The sequence below is a fragment of the Paenibacillus sp. GYB006 genome (genome assembly GCF_036577645.1).
In the GTDB taxonomy this organism is placed as follows: domain Bacteria; phylum Bacillota; class Bacilli; order Paenibacillales; family Paenibacillaceae; genus Paenibacillus.
Map to the genome: position 1 here is coordinate 25,818 of NZ_JARBDA010000003.1, position 16,094 is coordinate 41,911.

General features: G+C 44.1%; 11 protein-coding genes. 3 read left to right on the forward strand and 8 right to left on the reverse strand.

Translation table 11 applies throughout. The features are described from left to right. Positions 1 to 130: 130 nt before the first annotated feature. The 4 genes from PV403_RS08930 to uvrA all read right to left on the reverse strand — a co-directional run bounded on the left by PV403_RS08930 (position 131) and on the right by uvrA (position 6,812). The gene (locus PV403_RS08930; RefSeq protein ID WP_332084322.1) at positions 131 to 2,044 is read right to left on the reverse strand and encodes a stalk domain-containing protein; all 1,914 of its coding nucleotides are present in this window, start codon (positions 2,042 to 2,044) and stop codon (positions 131 to 133) included. Between the two features lie 23 nt (positions 2,045 to 2,067). After that, positions 2,068 to 3,198, reverse strand: a complete 1,131-nt coding sequence (locus PV403_RS08935) for a S1C family serine protease (RefSeq protein WP_442951754.1) — start codon at positions 3,196 to 3,198, stop codon at positions 2,068 to 2,070. Positions 3,199 to 3,536: 338 nt separating this feature from the next. Then, entirely contained in the window at positions 3,537 to 3,743 is a 207-nt protein-coding gene (locus PV403_RS08940) for a hypothetical protein (RefSeq protein WP_332084324.1), read from the reverse strand. A gap of 207 nt (positions 3,744 to 3,950) precedes the next feature. Beyond that, the gene (gene uvrA, locus PV403_RS08945) at positions 3,951 to 6,812 is read right to left on the reverse strand and encodes an excinuclease ABC subunit UvrA (protein ID WP_332084326.1); all 2,862 of its coding nucleotides are present in this window, start codon (positions 6,810 to 6,812) and stop codon (positions 3,951 to 3,953) included. 409 nt (positions 6,813 to 7,221) lie between these two features. On the opposite strand from uvrA, the gene PV403_RS08950 reads away from it, so the two are divergent. Beyond that, the gene (locus PV403_RS08950) at positions 7,222 to 7,692 is read left to right on the forward strand and encodes a hypothetical protein (RefSeq protein WP_332084327.1); all 471 of its coding nucleotides are present in this window, start codon (positions 7,222 to 7,224) and stop codon (positions 7,690 to 7,692) included. Between the two features lie 91 nt (positions 7,693 to 7,783). On the opposite strand, the gene uvrB is transcribed toward PV403_RS08950, so the two are convergent. Further along, positions 7,784 to 9,778, reverse strand: coding sequence for an excinuclease ABC subunit UvrB (uvrB, locus tag PV403_RS08955; protein ID WP_332084328.1), 1,995 nt, complete (start codon positions 9,776 to 9,778; stop codon positions 7,784 to 7,786). 171 nt (positions 9,779 to 9,949) lie between these two features. Between uvrB and PV403_RS08960 the strand changes: the two genes are divergently transcribed. Both PV403_RS08960 and PV403_RS08965 read left to right on the forward strand, forming a co-directional pair. Further along, positions 9,950 to 10,744 (forward strand): flagellar motor protein, encoded by a 795-nt coding sequence (locus PV403_RS08960; RefSeq protein WP_332084330.1) that lies wholly within the window; start codon positions 9,950 to 9,952, stop codon positions 10,742 to 10,744. Then, the gene (locus tag PV403_RS08965) at positions 10,728 to 11,564 is read left to right on the forward strand and encodes a flagellar motor protein MotB (RefSeq protein ID WP_332084331.1); all 837 of its coding nucleotides are present in this window, start codon (positions 10,728 to 10,730) and stop codon (positions 11,562 to 11,564) included. Before PV403_RS08960 ends, PV403_RS08965 begins: the two co-directional genes overlap by 17 nt. A gap of 119 nt (positions 11,565 to 11,683) precedes the next feature. Here the strand turns inward: PV403_RS08965 and PV403_RS08970 are convergent, their stop codons facing one another. The 3 genes from PV403_RS08970 to PV403_RS08980 all read right to left on the reverse strand — a co-directional run bounded on the left by PV403_RS08970 (position 11,684) and on the right by PV403_RS08980 (position 16,069). Continuing rightward, the gene (locus PV403_RS08970; protein ID WP_332084334.1) at positions 11,684 to 12,988 is read right to left on the reverse strand and encodes a PDZ domain-containing protein; all 1,305 of its coding nucleotides are present in this window, start codon (positions 12,986 to 12,988) and stop codon (positions 11,684 to 11,686) included. Positions 12,989 to 13,195: 207 nt separating this feature from the next. After that, positions 13,196 to 14,656 carry a S41 family peptidase gene (locus tag PV403_RS08975; RefSeq protein WP_332084336.1) on the reverse strand — a complete coding sequence of 487 codons (1,461 nt, stop codon included), beginning with the start codon at positions 14,654 to 14,656 and terminating at the stop codon, positions 13,196 to 13,198. Positions 14,657 to 14,761: 105 nt separating this feature from the next. Continuing rightward, positions 14,762 to 16,069 (reverse strand): murein hydrolase activator EnvC family protein, encoded by a 1,308-nt coding sequence (locus PV403_RS08980; RefSeq protein ID WP_332084337.1) that lies wholly within the window; start codon positions 16,067 to 16,069, stop codon positions 14,762 to 14,764. Positions 16,070 to 16,094 lie beyond the last annotated feature (25 nt).

Consider the following 16,094-nt stretch of genomic DNA (forward strand, 5'->3'; position numbering starts at 1 on the left):
ACTCTCTTTCCTCTACCACTTCCTGAAAAAACCGATAAATAAAATAACTTTTAAAGTCTCATATGGTGCACATAAAAAAAGCAGTAAACAGATTTCTCCGCCTACTGCTCATTCACGAAACAACTTATCTTTATTCGTTAAAAGAGAATGATTTCAGTGCATGATCCAGCGCATTCTTTTGAACCTCTGTACGATTGGCATCATTCATGACGCTTGTTATGGTATACGTAACTCCTTTATGTTCGAACAGAATTTGTTTCCCTTGATGCGGAACTCCATTCTCTACCTCATGATAGGTAAATGATGTGGCGGGTTGTCCTGCAAAGGTGATGCTTTCGGTTCCCACTAAGCGAAAATCCTTCCGGCTTTTCCCTGCCTCTGCATAGGATTCCTTCATCTGACTTACAGCCAGTTCCACTGAGATCTCTTCGTTTGTCTGAATAGAAAAATATCCACCCGTGAATTGATAAGATATTTTAGATTTCTCATATTGGTCTTGAAGCGGTGTCCAAAAGCGTGGAATGTCCAGTGAGTATCCATATTTTTTGGAAGAGCGTGTTACGGACTTGGTTTTATCGATTAAATAAGGATCTTCACCCAATCGTCCAAAATTCTCAGTCACGGTCTCAAAATCAATCTCAAGAGACTTCAAAATCGAATCAAACCGTTCCATCTCTTCTTCTGCTTTTTTCGGGACCGCGTATTCTAGATAATACCGATACCCTTTTTCCTGAATCAGCACGTTATATTCTGTCGTCCATCCATCTCCGAAGTTATACTCAAACTTGTTAATTTGTGCATCTTTCCCTGCCACTTTCACTGTATAGGAATCAATCTCACGGTAAGCATCGGTAACAAACACATCTTTCATCCATTTCGCCAGCTGATCGCTCCAATCTTTGACCGAAGCACCCTGCGGGGCAGAAGTGACTTGCAAAGAAAGATGGGTTCCCTTTTTGCTCTCATACACCATGCTTTGATTATCCTTACTCCACTCAGCAGGCACCGTGAGTCCAATACCATAATCTTGGTTATAGGCTGTTGTCATCCCGTCTTCTACCGTCGATAAATCTTTTACCGAACGATCTGACGTGTTAAATGATGTTTTGAATGAGTTCAGCAAAGGGGCATATTTTTGGAGATCTTTATAGTTGCTTGCTTCGTTATCTGAAAAATATATTTCATATAAGCGCCCATTATCATAGTATTGTCTAACTTCCCAGAATACACCCTCTGTATCCTTTGTAACGATACGGGCATAAGGAGTAGGTGCGTTCGGATAAGCTTCCCGGTCCATGACCGTCTCGCCCATGCTTTTGGCTTCCTGAACCAGCTGCTGCAGCATATCGTCTGCATCAAGCTTCACTTCTTCCGCATTCACAAGAATTTCAAAATAATAGGCACCTTCGGCATCCATAAAGTTGATATAATCTTCACTTTCATCATAAGAACTGCCGACAACAAGTCCAGTTGGGTAATTCATAGACCATCCATAGTAACTGTTTCCTATTTTCGTTTTCCCTACATCAGCGTCAATCCCATCTTCTGATGTTTCTTGATTGGCATCCTCATTATCATTTCCTTTGAGACGAACAACAAGCTCACCGCTTTCGTTCTTCTGAATACTCGCTCCAAGACCTTGCGCAACAGGACGCAGCGGCACCATGAGTACCCCTTGCTTCATTTCCGGAGCAGCGCTCATCTCTACCTTCTTACCATCAATCCAGGCTGTAGAACTGCCAATAGTTAACGCTACGGTATGAGGTCCATCCATAATCTTAACGACATCAGTACCGCTCAGCTTAATTTGACTGTTGAACGTCTTTTTAAAAACACCCAGTGGCACCATCAACGTGCCTTTTTGAATATAAGGTTTGTTAATGCTCTGTTTCTCTCCATTTATAGCCGCAACCGTGCTACCTACTTTTACTCTAAGCTCTTCCGTATGATTAGCTTCAGCAAGCATGGGAACAGCTCCGCCAAAAGCAAGCATCCCTGTAAGCAAAAAGGTAGCCACGATCTGTGCCGATCTTGAATTATTCAATCTATCTTCTCCCCATTCTTCGGTTAAAAATCAGATTCCTCTTCTTCGTTATATACTTCCGTTTCACCTTGGGTAAGAACGACCTGCCTTGACACAATATCTCCGCCCGACTGCATGAGCAGCTTCACTTTTTGCCCGGGTAGGTAACCTTTGAGCAGTTCGTTAATGTCGACCACCGAAGTAACACGTTTACCGGCAATACTGTAGAGTTCATCCCCCTCTTTAATTCCTGCTTTCTTCGCTTCCTTGGTGAGAACACTTGTAATCGTAAGCGGATCTTCTGTCGGGAGGCCCACTATAGCAGACCAGCTTTCTTCGAGTTCTACTCCCAAGCTGGCGCGTTTAACCTCTCCATATGTGAAATAATGTTTAATTACATAATTAACGGTTTCTGCTGGTATAGAGAAACCTGTATTCTCTACGCCCAAAGCTGCAAATTTCATGGAATTAATGCCGACCACTTCACCTTTTAGATTCACGAGCGGACCGCCGCTGTTTCCTGGATTAATCGCCGTGTCACTTTGAATTAGCCGGTACGAACCATTTACTGCTCGGTTTAACCCGCTTACTACTCCGACCGTAGCCGAATTTCGCAATGAAAAAGATACCGGAGTTCCAATCGCAATAACGGTCTCTCCTACACGAGTCTGTTCTGAGGAACTTATGAATTTTGCTGCTTTCAGGGATTTCGCATTGATTTTGATCATAGCGATGTCACTTACAGGATCACTGTAGCTTTTGACAATCTTATAAGACTTCCCGTCTGACGTAACGACTACCGCTTCTGTCAGCCCATCGATCACGTGAGCGTTGGTTACAATCCATCCATTCGATTTAATAATCACGCCTGTCCCATGAGCTAGGTTATAACGTTCAGATCCCCCTGTCTCTCCGCCCTCTACAGCACGACCTATAATTCCCACTACAGAAGGGGATACGTTATCAATGACATCTGGCACCTGATCTTTCGCAGTATATATGTACTTTCCCGTTTTGCTATCGTATTTGCCAGTACCGCCTATTTTGGCAAGAACCTCTTTCGAATTAATATAAATTTGACCACCTTCTTGCTTCGCATCGAATGATACGCTCGCTGCGTTTACTTCTGATGTAAATACAAAGGTGGACGCCAGTAGGCATGCAGCTGCTGCCATACCAGCTGATCTGTATACGGGTTTCAATTCTTTCACCTGTTCCTCTCTCACTTCACTTATTTCTCTATCGACCTCTAGTTCAATGTATGTATGGTAAATCAGAAATCTATCCTTCTATGAAACTACTGAATTGCTGGATTCTATTTAAAATATGGGAATAAAAAACACCTTCCTTATAATTCAACGGAAAGTGTTCTTGAAATAATAAGGCTTTATTTAACTGAATCAATTTCATAACTCATTAAAACGATAAGTTTGTAACTATATATAGACAAATAGAACCATTTTGATCTATATATACTCCTGATTAAAGCAACTAAAGGTACTATGAAATTGATTCAACTAAGCCAATGCTTAATCATGGCATAATCTGTAATCAAAAAGACAAGCAGGCTGACGATCGTAAATCCAATGGCAAATAGGTTTTTCTTAGGTGCTTTTACCAAACGAACCAAGCCAATAAATATAATGATAGTAAACAAGATGACAAAAATATCAAAACCATTAAATTTCGTAGTTGCACCTGCAGCTTCTGCTAACAGCATAAATGCACCTCCTCTAGGTCGATTATCGTACACCGTACAAGCGTTTACACCTTCTTATATGTTATCTTCATAATCCAGGTTACGCAAGCCTTTTCATCCAAATAATTCAAAATAATCCAGTTTTCCATTTTCTCTACTTGCCCCCTGTCTTCTGAATGCACAAAAAAAGCAGAAAAGACGAATGTCTTTCCTGCTAGTTCCTATTATTTACGTGTGATGAAGTTCAAGCTTTTTACTGCGCTCTGTATCCCGTTCAAGAACCGGTTTGAGGTATTTCCCTGTGTACGATTCTTTGATATTCACGATCTCTTCAGGAGTTCCTGTACCAAGCAGCGTTCCTCCACCGCTTCCTCCCTCAGGTCCTAGATCAATAATGTGGTCAACGGTCTTGATTACATCCAGATTATGCTCGATCACAAGGACCGACTCTCCTGAATCCACAAGACGTTGCAACACTTTCAGCAAGCGATCAATATCATCGACATGAAGTCCTGTCGTAGGTTCATCCAAAATGTACATTGTTTTTCCTGTACTGCGGCGATAGAGTTCGGAAGCAAGCTTCACGCGCTGTGCCTCTCCTCCAGACAAGGTGGTAGCTGGTTGACCCAGCTTAACATAACCAAGACCTACATCCATGAGGGTTTGCATCTTCCGATGAATCTTCGGAATGTTTTGGAAAAACTCTGTTGCATCTTCCACTGTCATCTCAAGCACTTCAGAGATGTTCTTTGATTTATATTTTACTTCGAGCGTCTCACGGTTATATCGTTTCCCTTTACATACTTCACATGGGACGTAAACATCTGGCAAGAAGTGCATTTCAATCTTAATAATCCCGTCCCCGCGGCAAGCCTCACAGCGTCCCCCTTTAATGTTAAAGCTGAACCGGCCCTTTTTATATCCACGAAGTTTCGCTTCATTGGTCTGCGAGAACAGATCACGGATATCATCAAATACACCGGTATACGTGGCAGGGTTCGAACGCGGTGTGCGTCCAATCGGTGACTGGTCAATATCAATGACTTTATCAATATGCTCTAGTCCACGAATTTCTTTGTGTTGACCCGGACGTACCTTAGCCCGGTTCAGATCACGCGCTAGTGTCTTATACAGAATTTCATTAACAAGCGTAGACTTACCAGAACCGGATACACCTGTAACTGCCGTAAATACACCAAGTGGTATTTTTACATTAATGTTCTTCAGGTTATTCTCCTTCGCACCGCGGATCTCTAGAAAGCGATTATCGCCTTTGCGTCTCTCTGCTGGAACTGGAATGAACTTGCGTCCACTCAAATAACTGCCTGTCAGGGAGTTAGGATCTTCCATAATTTCTTGCGGTGTTCCTTGAGACATGACTTGTCCACCATGAATCCCGGCACCTGGGCCGATATCAATGATATGGTCGGCTGCCATCATGGTGTCCTCATCATGTTCTACAACGATGAGCGTATTACCAAGGTCACGCATATGAGCGAGTGTAGAAATGAGTCGATCGTTATCTCTTTGGTGCAAACCGATGCTCGGCTCATCAAGAATGTATAGTACGCCCATGAGACTTGAACCGATCTGAGTTGCAAGACGAATCCGCTGCGCTTCTCCGCCGGATAAAGTTCCCGCAGCACGGCTCATTGTCAGGTAGTCGAGACCTACATTGACAAGGAAGCCGAGACGGCTGTTGATTTCTTTTAGAATCAACTTAGCAATGGATTGTTCTTTCTCTGACAACGTTAATGAACCAAAAAAGTTCACTGCCTCTCCAATCGAGAGTTCCGTAACGTAAGCCATGTTGTGATCGTTAATTGTGACAGCCAAAATTTCTTTCTTGAGCCGATGACCTTTACATGTTCCACAAGGCTTTGCACTCATGTAGCCTTCTATAAATTCCCGAACCCCTTCGGAGGCTGTATCCCGATATCGGCGTTCCAGATTTGGAATAATGCCTTCAAATGCGACATGGGCCTCTTTTCGTTGACCAAAATCATTCTCATAACGGAAGCGAATCTTCTCTCCATTCGTTCCATGCAGCAGCTTGTTCATCTGATCAGCGGGAAGCTCGCTGACTGGAACATCCATAGGGATCTTATAATGCTCACATACAGAGCGTAAGAACTGAGGATAATAATTGGAAGTTCCTCCTGCCCAGGCATCAAAAGCTCCTTTTTCAATGGTTTTACTTGGATCAGGAACGAGCAGTTCCGGGTCAACAATCATTTTGACTCCGAGTCCATCACAGTCTGGGCAAGCACCAAACGGACTGTTAAACGAGAACATCCGTGGTGACAACTCTTCCATACTGAAACCACAAATCGGGCAGGCAAAATTCGAACTGAAACGAAGCTCCTCCTGTCCAATAATATCAACCAACAATTGGCCGCCAGAAATTTTGAGAGCTGTTTCTATTGAATCTGCAAGCCGTGCTTGTACATCTTCTTTTACAACAATTCGGTCAACAACCACTTCAATGGTATGCTTTTTGTTTTTCTCCAGCTCAATCGTCTCCGAGAGATCTCTCATCTCTCCATCAATTCTCACACGAACAAAACCTTGTTTTGATATGTCGGCTAAAATATTTTTGTGTTCACCTTTACGGCCTGAAATCACAGGTGCCAAAATTTGAAGTCTGGTTTTCTCTGGATAATTCATAATCCGGTCAACCATTTGCTCCACCGTTTGAGAAGTAATCTCAATCCCGTGTTCCGGACAATGCGGATGGCCAATCCTTGCAAAAAGAAGACGCAAATAGTCGTAAATTTCCGTTACGGTACCTACCGTAGAACGAGGGTTTCTACTCGTCGTTTTCTGGTCAATAGAGATCGCAGGCGATAGACCTTCAATAGAGTCTAGATCCGGTTTTTCCATCTGCCCAAGAAATTGACGCGCATAAGCAGACAACGACTCTACATATCGGCGCTGTCCTTCTGCATAGATGGTATCAAAAGCAAGTGAAGATTTACCGGAACCGCTAAGCCCGGTCAGTACGATAAACTTGTCACGCGGAATGGTGACATCTATATTTTTCAAGTTATGCGCTCTAGCGCCTTTAATTACAATATTCTCGCTTGCCACATGCTCATCTCCTTAGGGGAACTACACCCACCTAAATCCTCCCTGACAGGGAGGACCCCAGAGGACTTCCCTCTGGACTCCCAAACTGGCTGTATGGAATAGGTTGGCGTTGTTATAGTGCTACTTTGGTATAATGGGGGCGCATCCCCCTGATCTATAACACTCCCATCGGAGTGTTATAGATCAGGGATGCTTGCAGGCGCTGGATTGCTGGAGGCTTCGCTCCTCCAGCAGCGGACCATTGCCCTCTGGGCTCGGTCCTTCAAGGGACTTTGGCTGGTGGGCGCTTCGCTCCTCCAGCAGCGGACCATTGCCCTCTGGGCTCGGTCCTTGAAAGGACTGTGGCTGGTGGGCGCTTCGCTCCTCCAGCAGCGGACCATTGCCCTCTGGGCTCGGTCCTTGAAAGACTGTGGCTGGTGGGCGCTTTGCTCCTCCAGCGGCGGACCATTGCCCCCTGGGCTCGGTCCTTGAAGGGACTGTAGCTGGAGGGCGCTTTGCTCCTCCAGCGACGGACCATTGCGCTCTGCGCTCGGTCCTTGAAGGGACTGTAGCTGGTGGACGCTTTGCTCCTCCAGCGGTGGACCATTGCCCTCTGGGCTCGGTCCTTCAAGGGACTATGGCTGGAGGGCGCTTTGCTCCTCCAGCGACGGACCATTGCGCTCTGCGCTCGGTCCTTGAAGGGACTGTGGCTGGAGGGCGCTTGGCTTCTCCAGCGGCGGACCATTGCGCTCTGCGCTCGGTCCTTGAAGGGACGGTGACTGGAGGGCGCTTGGCTTCTCCAGCAAGCGGACCATTGCCCTCTGGGCTCGGTCCTCATTTATATTATTTAAACAGTATATCTACAAGTATAGCCTGTGAACTTTATTTTCAAGCGATATAATTTTATAAGAAAACAAAGAAGAGTACATAAAGATCAAACTCTATATGTACTCTTGAAGAAGAGAACGACCATAAGGCCGTTCTCTACATTATTAATCTGCCTTTAATTCGAGTAGCGCATCACGGAGTTCTGCGGCTCGCTCAAACTGTAGATTCTTAGCTGCATCTTTCATTTCTGCCTCTAGACGCTGAATGAGAGACTGGCGCTCGCGCTTCGACATTTTCTCTGCGCCGCTAACCAGGTAATCACTCTTCGATTCAGCAACTTTCGTCGCTTCAATCACTTCACGTATTTTTTTACGTATCGTCTGAGGTGTGATTCCATGCTTCTCATTATATGCAATTTGTGTAACCCTACGGCGTTCCGTTTCTTTGATCGCTTTATCCATCGAATCGGTAATACGATCACCGTACATAATAACCCGGCCCTCACTATTACGTGCGGCTCGGCCAATCGTCTGGATCAGTGAACGTTCTGAACGTAGGAATCCTTCTTTATCTGCATCAAGGATGGCGACGAGAGAAACTTCTGGTAAATCAAGACCCTCTCTCAGCAAGTTAATCCCAATAAGTACATGGAAGGTACCTAACCGAAGATCCCTGAGAATAGCCATACGTTCCAGTGTCTTGATATCAGAGTGCATATATCTAACCTTAATTCCTACTTCTTTGAAGTAATCAGTGAGATCCTCTGACATCTTCTTCGTCAGCGTGGTAACAAGCACCCTTTCATCCTTCTCAACCCGGTCACGAATCTCATTAATGAGATCATCAATCTGTCCTTTGGTTGGTCTAACTTCAATAATTGGATCAAGGAGTCCTGTTGGACGAATAATCTGCTCTACCATTTCGCCTTCGGTATGCTCCAGTTCATAAGGACCTGGCGTTGCAGATACATAAATAATCTGTTTTGCCTTCTCTTCGAACTCTTCAAACTTGAGCGGCCTATTGTCGAGTGCAGAAGGTAACCGGAACCCGTGCTCTACCAAGACTGTTTTTCTTGCTTGGTCACCATTATACATGGCGCGAATCTGCGGAAGTGTTACATGAGACTCATCGACAACAATTAACATATCATCTGGAAAATAATCGAGTAACGTATAAGGCGTCGCTCCTCTTTCCCGGAAAGTTAAAGGTCCTGAATAGTTCTCAATTCCAGAACAGAAACCTACTTCTTTCATCATCTCTATATCATAACGCGTACGCTGCTCAAGACGCTGTGCTTCGAGAAGTTTCCCCTGCTCTTTGAGCACTGCAAGACGTTCTTCCAGTTCACGTTCTATATTAACGAGCGCAACCTTCATCGTATCCTCATGCGTAACAAAGTGAGATGCCGGGAAGATCGCGACATGATCGCGTTCACCAATCAGTTCGCCAGTAAGCACATCAATCTCTGTAATCCGTTCGATCTCATCTCCAAACAGTTCAACACGAATGGCATGCTCATCTTTGGAGGCTGGGAAAATCTCAACGACATCCCCGCGAACACGAAAAGTACCCCGAACAAAATTAAGATCATTCCGTTGGTACTGAATATCTACAAGCCGAGCTAGAATCTCATTACGCGGCTTCTCCATCCCTACCCGAAGAGATAATAGTAAATTCGAATACTCCATCGGAGAACCGAGACCATATATACAGGATACACTTGCTACGATGATGACATCCCGTCGTTCAAACAAGGAACTCGTCGCCGAGTGTCTTAGTTTATCTATTTCTTCATTTATACTTGAATCCTTCTCGATATACGTATCAGAAGAAGGAATATATGCCTCTGGTTGATAATAATCGTAGTAACTTACAAAGTAATCCACCGAGTTACTCGGGAAAAACTCTTTAAACTCGCTTGCCAGCTGTGCTGCAAGCGTCTTGTTATGTGCAATAACAAGCGTCGGTCTATTCAGTTTCGCTATGGTCTGAGCAATCGTAAACGTCTTACCCGTACCCGTAGCACCAAGCAAAGTCTGGTGCCTCTTGCCTGCACGCACACCTGCGACCAGCTCTTCAATTGCTGCAGGCTGATCTCCCTGGGGCTGAAATTCCGACTCGAGTTGAAACGTCTTCGTGCTCATGACTATATCACTCATTGCCCAACCTCACCCTCATCGTCTAAAATAGATCTTACATTTATGTCGATATTTGCCGAGAAAACTTGTATCGGAAATATTCTTTGAATAGGAATATTTGTTCCCGTTTATTATACTCGGTTCAGATCATGGATGCAAATGTAAGTAACGAACGAGGAGGCGAAATCATTCATGGATATCGCGACCCTAATCGGTCTCATTGCCGGAGCAGTCGCCATTATCGGAGGTTTTTTATGGGAAGGAGGGCAAATTACAGGATTATTTCAGTCTACAGCAGCACTTATTGTATTTGGCGGAACCATAGCAGCAATTCTGATTAGTTACCCCATGTATCGTATTCGGACGATACCTGCAGCTTTACGTATGGCATTTCGTAAGTCTAATCATGAAGCAAGCGAGTGGATAGATGACATTGTGGAAATGTCGATGCTTGCCCGAAGAGAAGGGGTTCTCGCCCTTGAGCATAAAGTAATGGAACACTCTAATGATTTTTTGAAAAATGGAATTCAAATGGTCGTTGACGGAACTGACCAACCCGTGGTCCAGCAAATTATGGAGCTCGAAATTGATGCCATCGAACAGAAGCATGATCATTACGCCAAAATTTTTGAATCTGCCGGTGCTTATGCTCCAACGATGGGAATCATCGGAACCGTAATGGGATTGGTTCAGGTTCTTGGAAGCCTGACAGATCCTACTGAGCTAGGTCCATCCATTGCTGTTGCTTTTATCGCTACTTTATATGGCGTCGCAAGTGCCAATCTTATCTTTCTGCCGATTGCATCAAAAATCAGAGCAAAAAGCGAAGAAGAAACCTCTACTCTGGAAATGCTCTTAGAAGGCATACTATCCGTTCAGAATGGGGAGAATGCTTTACTTGTTCGTAAGAAACTCGAAACTTATGCCCTAAAACACGAGATCCCGGAAATGAACAGAAAGGAAAAAAGTCATGAGACAGCGGAATAAACGCAGTCGCCTCATACGAACAAGACAGGCGCGAGCAAGTAACTCCGGTGCTTCCCATGACCGCTGGATGATTACCTATGCCGATCTAATCACTCTTTTACTTATTTTCTTCATCATGTTATATGCAATGAGCAGACTTGATGCCAATAAATACGAAGATATTACGAGCTCGCTGCAAACTACTTTCCAAAATTCGAATCATATTCTAGAAGGCAATAAAGGGATCACAGGAGACAAACCTTCTCCTGAACAACAGAATCCAGGCGGCGATGCAGCGCAGTCCAATGATAATAAAAACGAAAACCCTGAATCTGAAAAAACAGAATCTGCTCATGAAGTAGCTTTTCGAGCTCAAGAGAAAGAACTCCAGCAATTACTCAGCCAGATTGAGGGATACATAGAAGATCACAATCTGACAGAACTGATTTTTGTAGAGGACAAGCCACAAGGCATATCGATTACGCTGAGTGAACGTTTTTTATTCCGCAGCGGTAATGCTAGACTGATGGATGGATCTTCTCCCGTACTACACCAGTTAGCCAGCTTGTTCAGAGATTTAGGCATGAATATTTCCATTGAAGGTCATACGGATAACATGCCCATTGTTAATAGCTCCACTTATAAAGACAACTGGGAATTATCCGGTGCAAGAGCCCTGTCCGTATTACGTTATTTTATGGATGAAGAAGGTCTGGAATCGGATCATTTCCAGTATGCAGGTTATGCCGATACTCGTCCTGCCGAGGACAACAGCACGAAAGAAGGCAGACAAAAGAACCGCCGGGTTGAAATTACCGTACTACGGCAGCTTCAAGAATAAGGCAGTCCCTTTCATGAGTTACTCGTTACTTTAAACAAAAAGACCTCCAATCTGCATACTGTAGATTTGGAGGTCTTTCACTTATTAAATCATCTTATTATGACGGCTTATGATGACGATTAGCTGTCTTGCTGAAAAGCATCAGCAAATCCTTCGTTCGGATTTACCTTACGCTGTGTCTGAAGCTTCATACCAAATATCTGATAGATTGACGCAGGACTCTCCTTAATTGCTGAACCCGTATCTGGGTCAGGAGCTAGTAAGGCACCGAGCTGATGATGTTCGCCCTCGTAGAGAGCACGCTGCAGAAATTTACTTTCGCCGTTAATATTCCGTATTTCCAGCTTACAAAAAGCCGCGTTCATCCGAAGACAACGATGTAAATCTGCCTCTGAATGAACCATTTGTCCATTCACTTTGTAGATGACTTCACCAGGCATAAATCCAAGTTCGTCTGCCGGGCTTCCCGGAAGAACCGCTAGAATCTGTAAGCCTTGCTTTGGATGAACATAGATCGGGCTTCGATTCTCCTCTTCGTATGAACTAATCCAACTGAGTGCTTCGTGCCCAAGAAATGCGATTAGTACCGCAACAATCGTAGCAGGACTCCACCACATCGACAACAGTCCCAGTATAAGCAGTACGGCACCATATAATAACATCCGCTTTGAGGTTAGGGAAACTTTCTCCTCTGGAAGCATCGTCTTCGTCATCTCACCAAAACCGATAAGTAGCGGAAGTCCGAATAATAAATACGTTCCTGATTCTTGTAAGAATACAGGATTCCAAGGAAGATCGGCCCCAGCTCCTAAACCAGCAGGAACCAGCATCATGAGTGGAATGGGAGTTAAATACTGCAACTGATAACCCCCAACCAATTTCCCTCGTTTCCCCTCAAAATAAACCGGAGATGCAGCTTGTCCCCGCTGCAAGCGAATGACTATAGCATGCATCAGATGGAGCACCGCACAGAGTACAAGAAGGGAAGGGATATTAAGCTGCTCAATCTGAAGAATGATACTCCCCATAAAGCCGCTCGGCTGCCACTGCTCAAAGAACCCTAAGATCCACTGGATGAGTCCAAGAATACTTATCGCATACACCGCATTCAAATAGCGTACGCGGAATAACATGAGAACGAAAGAGGTTACCCAGATCAGCACTACCCCTTGAATTGAAAGCTGAATTCCCAGGAATACATATAGAATAGAGACGATTACTCCGAGCGTTACACCGGTAATCACGGTTCGAGTCGTTAATAACGGCCAAGCGTTAAGACGCACATGCATTAATTTTCGTTCCAGCATCCCTTGCCTGCGAAACCACAGAGCGATGATAACAATGGCAATATAATAAAATGGCTGGCTTAATAGGTCAATCACTGCATCCAATATCAGCCAAAGCCATGAGATGACTTCATTCAAATAGGTTCACGCTCCTTTTTTATGCATTTCTTTTTATAAAGTAACTAAAGTTATTATAAAATTGTTTAATCATTAATCCAATAAAAAAAGAAGGCTGAACAGCAGCCTTCTTCTTGAAATCAGACAGTTATTCAACTATCTGCATTCCTGATTTCAGTTAAGAAAAACTTTTCTGAACGTTACATGTCCACCCTTGTTTTTCTTGTATTAATTCGACGCAGCCGAAGTTATTTCCTTCTTCATTTCAGATACGGCTTTTTTAAGCTGGGTATCATACTGCGGATCACTGATTTTTTCAATGAGCGCCGCTTCCAGTGCTCCTGCCGTTTTCTCATCTAAGATGCCGCTGGCTGTAAGTCCTTTGGAAGCCTGGAATGCCTTAATCGCAGTTTGTGTCTTAGCATCGAAATATCCATCTTTACGGTCCGTTTTAAATCCAAGTCCCTCCAGCATCGTTTGTGCATTCTTCACATCCGTGCTGTTTGAATCAAGTTTAAGCGGTAAGTTATCCTTGGTAATCGGAGCTACTGAGAAGTATTCAGGCTGACTGACCGTAAGATCAGGTTCAATCCCTTTCTCATGAATCCAATCTCCATTCGGTGTAAGCCATTTTGCTATCGTAATCTTCACTAGGCTTCCATCGCCAAGCTGACGTTCAAAACTTGTCTGAACCGTTCCTTTACCAAAAGAGTTCTCTCCGAGCAGGGTTGCTCCTGCGGATTGCTGCAAAGCACCCGCCAGAATCTCGGAAGCACTCGCACTACCTTTATTCATAAGTAGACTTACAGGGTAAGGTTTCGCAGAACCCTTAGATTCATTCTTCTCCCGTTTACCGTTCTTATCTTCTACCTGAACAATGAGCTCGCCTTTTGGAACAAATTGTTCTGCAATATCAATGACAACCGATAACACACCACCGGGGTTGTTCCTTACATCAATGATAAGGCCTTTCATATTCTGGGCTTCGAGCTTGGCTAGCTCTTCTTCAAAACGTTCTGCAGTATTCAGCGAGAATTGGGTAATAGTAATGATACCAACCCCATCTTCCTGCATTTCTGCGTATACTGTTTCCAGGTCGATGTCATCTCTTACAATCGTAAATTCGAGTGGATCCGTGGAACCTGCCCGCTGAACAGAAACCTTAGCTTCGCTGCCCTTTGGACCACGGATTTTGTTAACGGCCTCATTCAGGTCAAGTCCTTGAAGAGATTCTCCATTCACCGATAAAATGACGTCCTTGGATCGTATACCTGCTTTTTCTGCTGGTGACCCTTTAATTGGCGAGACTACAATGACATTTCCATCCTGAGAGGAAACCTCAGCACCAATTCCTGTAAAGGATCCTTCGATCGATTCTTCAAACTGTGCTGCTGTCTCCTGTCCCATATAACTGGAATAAGGATCACCTAGTGCTCCCATCATTCCGTTAATCGCACCATCAATCAGTTCGGTACGATCAATATCCTGATAGTAGTTCTCTTCAATTAGATCAAGCGTTGTTTCGATTTTCGAAAGATCATTCTTCTGACTGCTTCCGGTTACACTCGCAAGTAAACCTTCTCCACCCTGAGTATTCAGAGATTGAAAGTTTACAAATGCCAGTGTCAGCAAACACCCGCCTAGTAGGCCAATGATAACCAGCATGAAAGCAGAACGCTTCTTCATCATGAGCGTCACCGCCCTTTCTATTCCGTCTGACTTACAATTCACCCTGATCTACCAGCAAGAGTATATGATAAGCTTGTACGGAATATGCCCTAAGTATGCCGAATTTTACAAATAATTCATTGGATTCGTATGACTACCGTTCACCCGTACTTCAAAGTGCAAGTGATTTCCCGTTGAGTTACCTGTTGAACCGACTTCTGCTATTTTCTGACCGCGTGTTACACTGTCACCTTCTTTAACCTTGATTCCACCATTACGAATATGTCCATATAACGTCCACAGACCGTCTCCATGATCAACTATGACGGTATTCCCGTAACCGCTTGTCCATTCAGCCACAATGACTACTCCACTCTCAGCTGCCGTAATCGTCGTACCTTCTGGTGCTGCAAAGTCGACTCCAGCATGCATTTTACCTACTACACCGGTAATGGGGTGAACCCTCGGTCCATAACCGGATGAAATATAGGCACCTGAAATTGGCATCGCGAAAACTCCACTGCCGCTGGAAGTGCTGCTGCTCGAAGAACTACTGGAACTTGAGCTAGAACTCGAGCTAGAGCTGGAAGAAGAAACTTTCTGTTGTGCTTTTTTACGAGCTGCTTCTTCTGCTGCTGCTTTGGCTCTCGCTGCTGCCGCAGCTTGTTCTGCTTGCAGTTTATTCTTCTCTTGAAGCAGAGATGAACGTTTGCTTGCAATCTCAACTAGCATGCGGTCTTGTTCTTCACTCAGTTCTTCCTGAGATTCGATCTCCCCATCATACTGAGCGATAAGCTGCTGCTTTTCTACCTCTTTTGCATCAAGTTCCGCTTTGCGCTCTTTCTTATCTGCATATAACTGCTTATGTTCTTTGTATTGTTCTTCAAGCTCTTGCTTCTTCTGAACAACCAATTCTTTGTCTTTCTTATGTTCTTCTAGTAGATTCTGATCTTGATCGACAATCATCTTGAGTGAATCTGCACGTTGAAGGAAATCCGCAAAACTAGTAGATGAAAGTAATACATCAAGGTAAGATACCGATCCATCGGTATACATCAAACGCACACGCGATTCTAGCAATTCTTCACGGGCTGCAATCCGTTCTTCCGCTTCTTTCAACTCTTTTTTGGTAAGTCGTAAATTTTCTTCTGTTAACTCAATCTTATAAGAAATATTAATGAGTTCATTACTTACAATATTAATCTGTTCGATTATTTTATTCAAATAATCTTCCGTTTTTTGCTTGTTATGTTCAGCTTCTTCTTTTTTCTTAGCTGCCTCTTCCCGTTTTGTTTTGGCAGACTGTGATTGTTCCTCGAGCTGTTTAATTTCATTATCGATATCATTCAAGCTGGAAGCAGCATAACCATAACTAGGTGATAGGATTGCAGCGGTGAGTAAACTCATCGCAAGTGCAGTAGCTGTCTTTTTCAAGTTCTCTTCCCCATCCTTCATTTAA

Excerpts from the sequence above, each read along its gene's own strand:
- PV403_RS08935 (WP_442951754.1), bottom strand. The coding sequence starts at position 3,198 with ATGGCAGCAGCTGCATGCCTACTGGCGTCCACCTTTGTATTTACATCA.
- PV403_RS08940 (WP_332084324.1), bottom strand. The coding sequence starts at position 3,743 with ATGCTGTTAGCAGAAGCTGCAGGTGCAACTACGAAATTTAATGGTTTT.
- uvrB (WP_332084328.1), bottom strand. The coding sequence starts at position 9,778 with ATGAGTGATATAGTCATGAGCACGAAGACGTTTCAACTCGAGTCGGAA.
- PV403_RS08960 (WP_332084330.1), top strand. The coding sequence starts at position 9,950 with ATGGATATCGCGACCCTAATCGGTCTCATTGCCGGAGCAGTCGCCATT.
- PV403_RS08965 (WP_332084331.1), top strand. The coding sequence starts at position 10,728 with ATGAGACAGCGGAATAAACGCAGTCGCCTCATACGAACAAGACAGGCG.
- PV403_RS08975 (WP_332084336.1), bottom strand. The coding sequence starts at position 14,656 with ATGATGAAGAAGCGTTCTGCTTTCATGCTGGTTATCATTGGCCTACTA.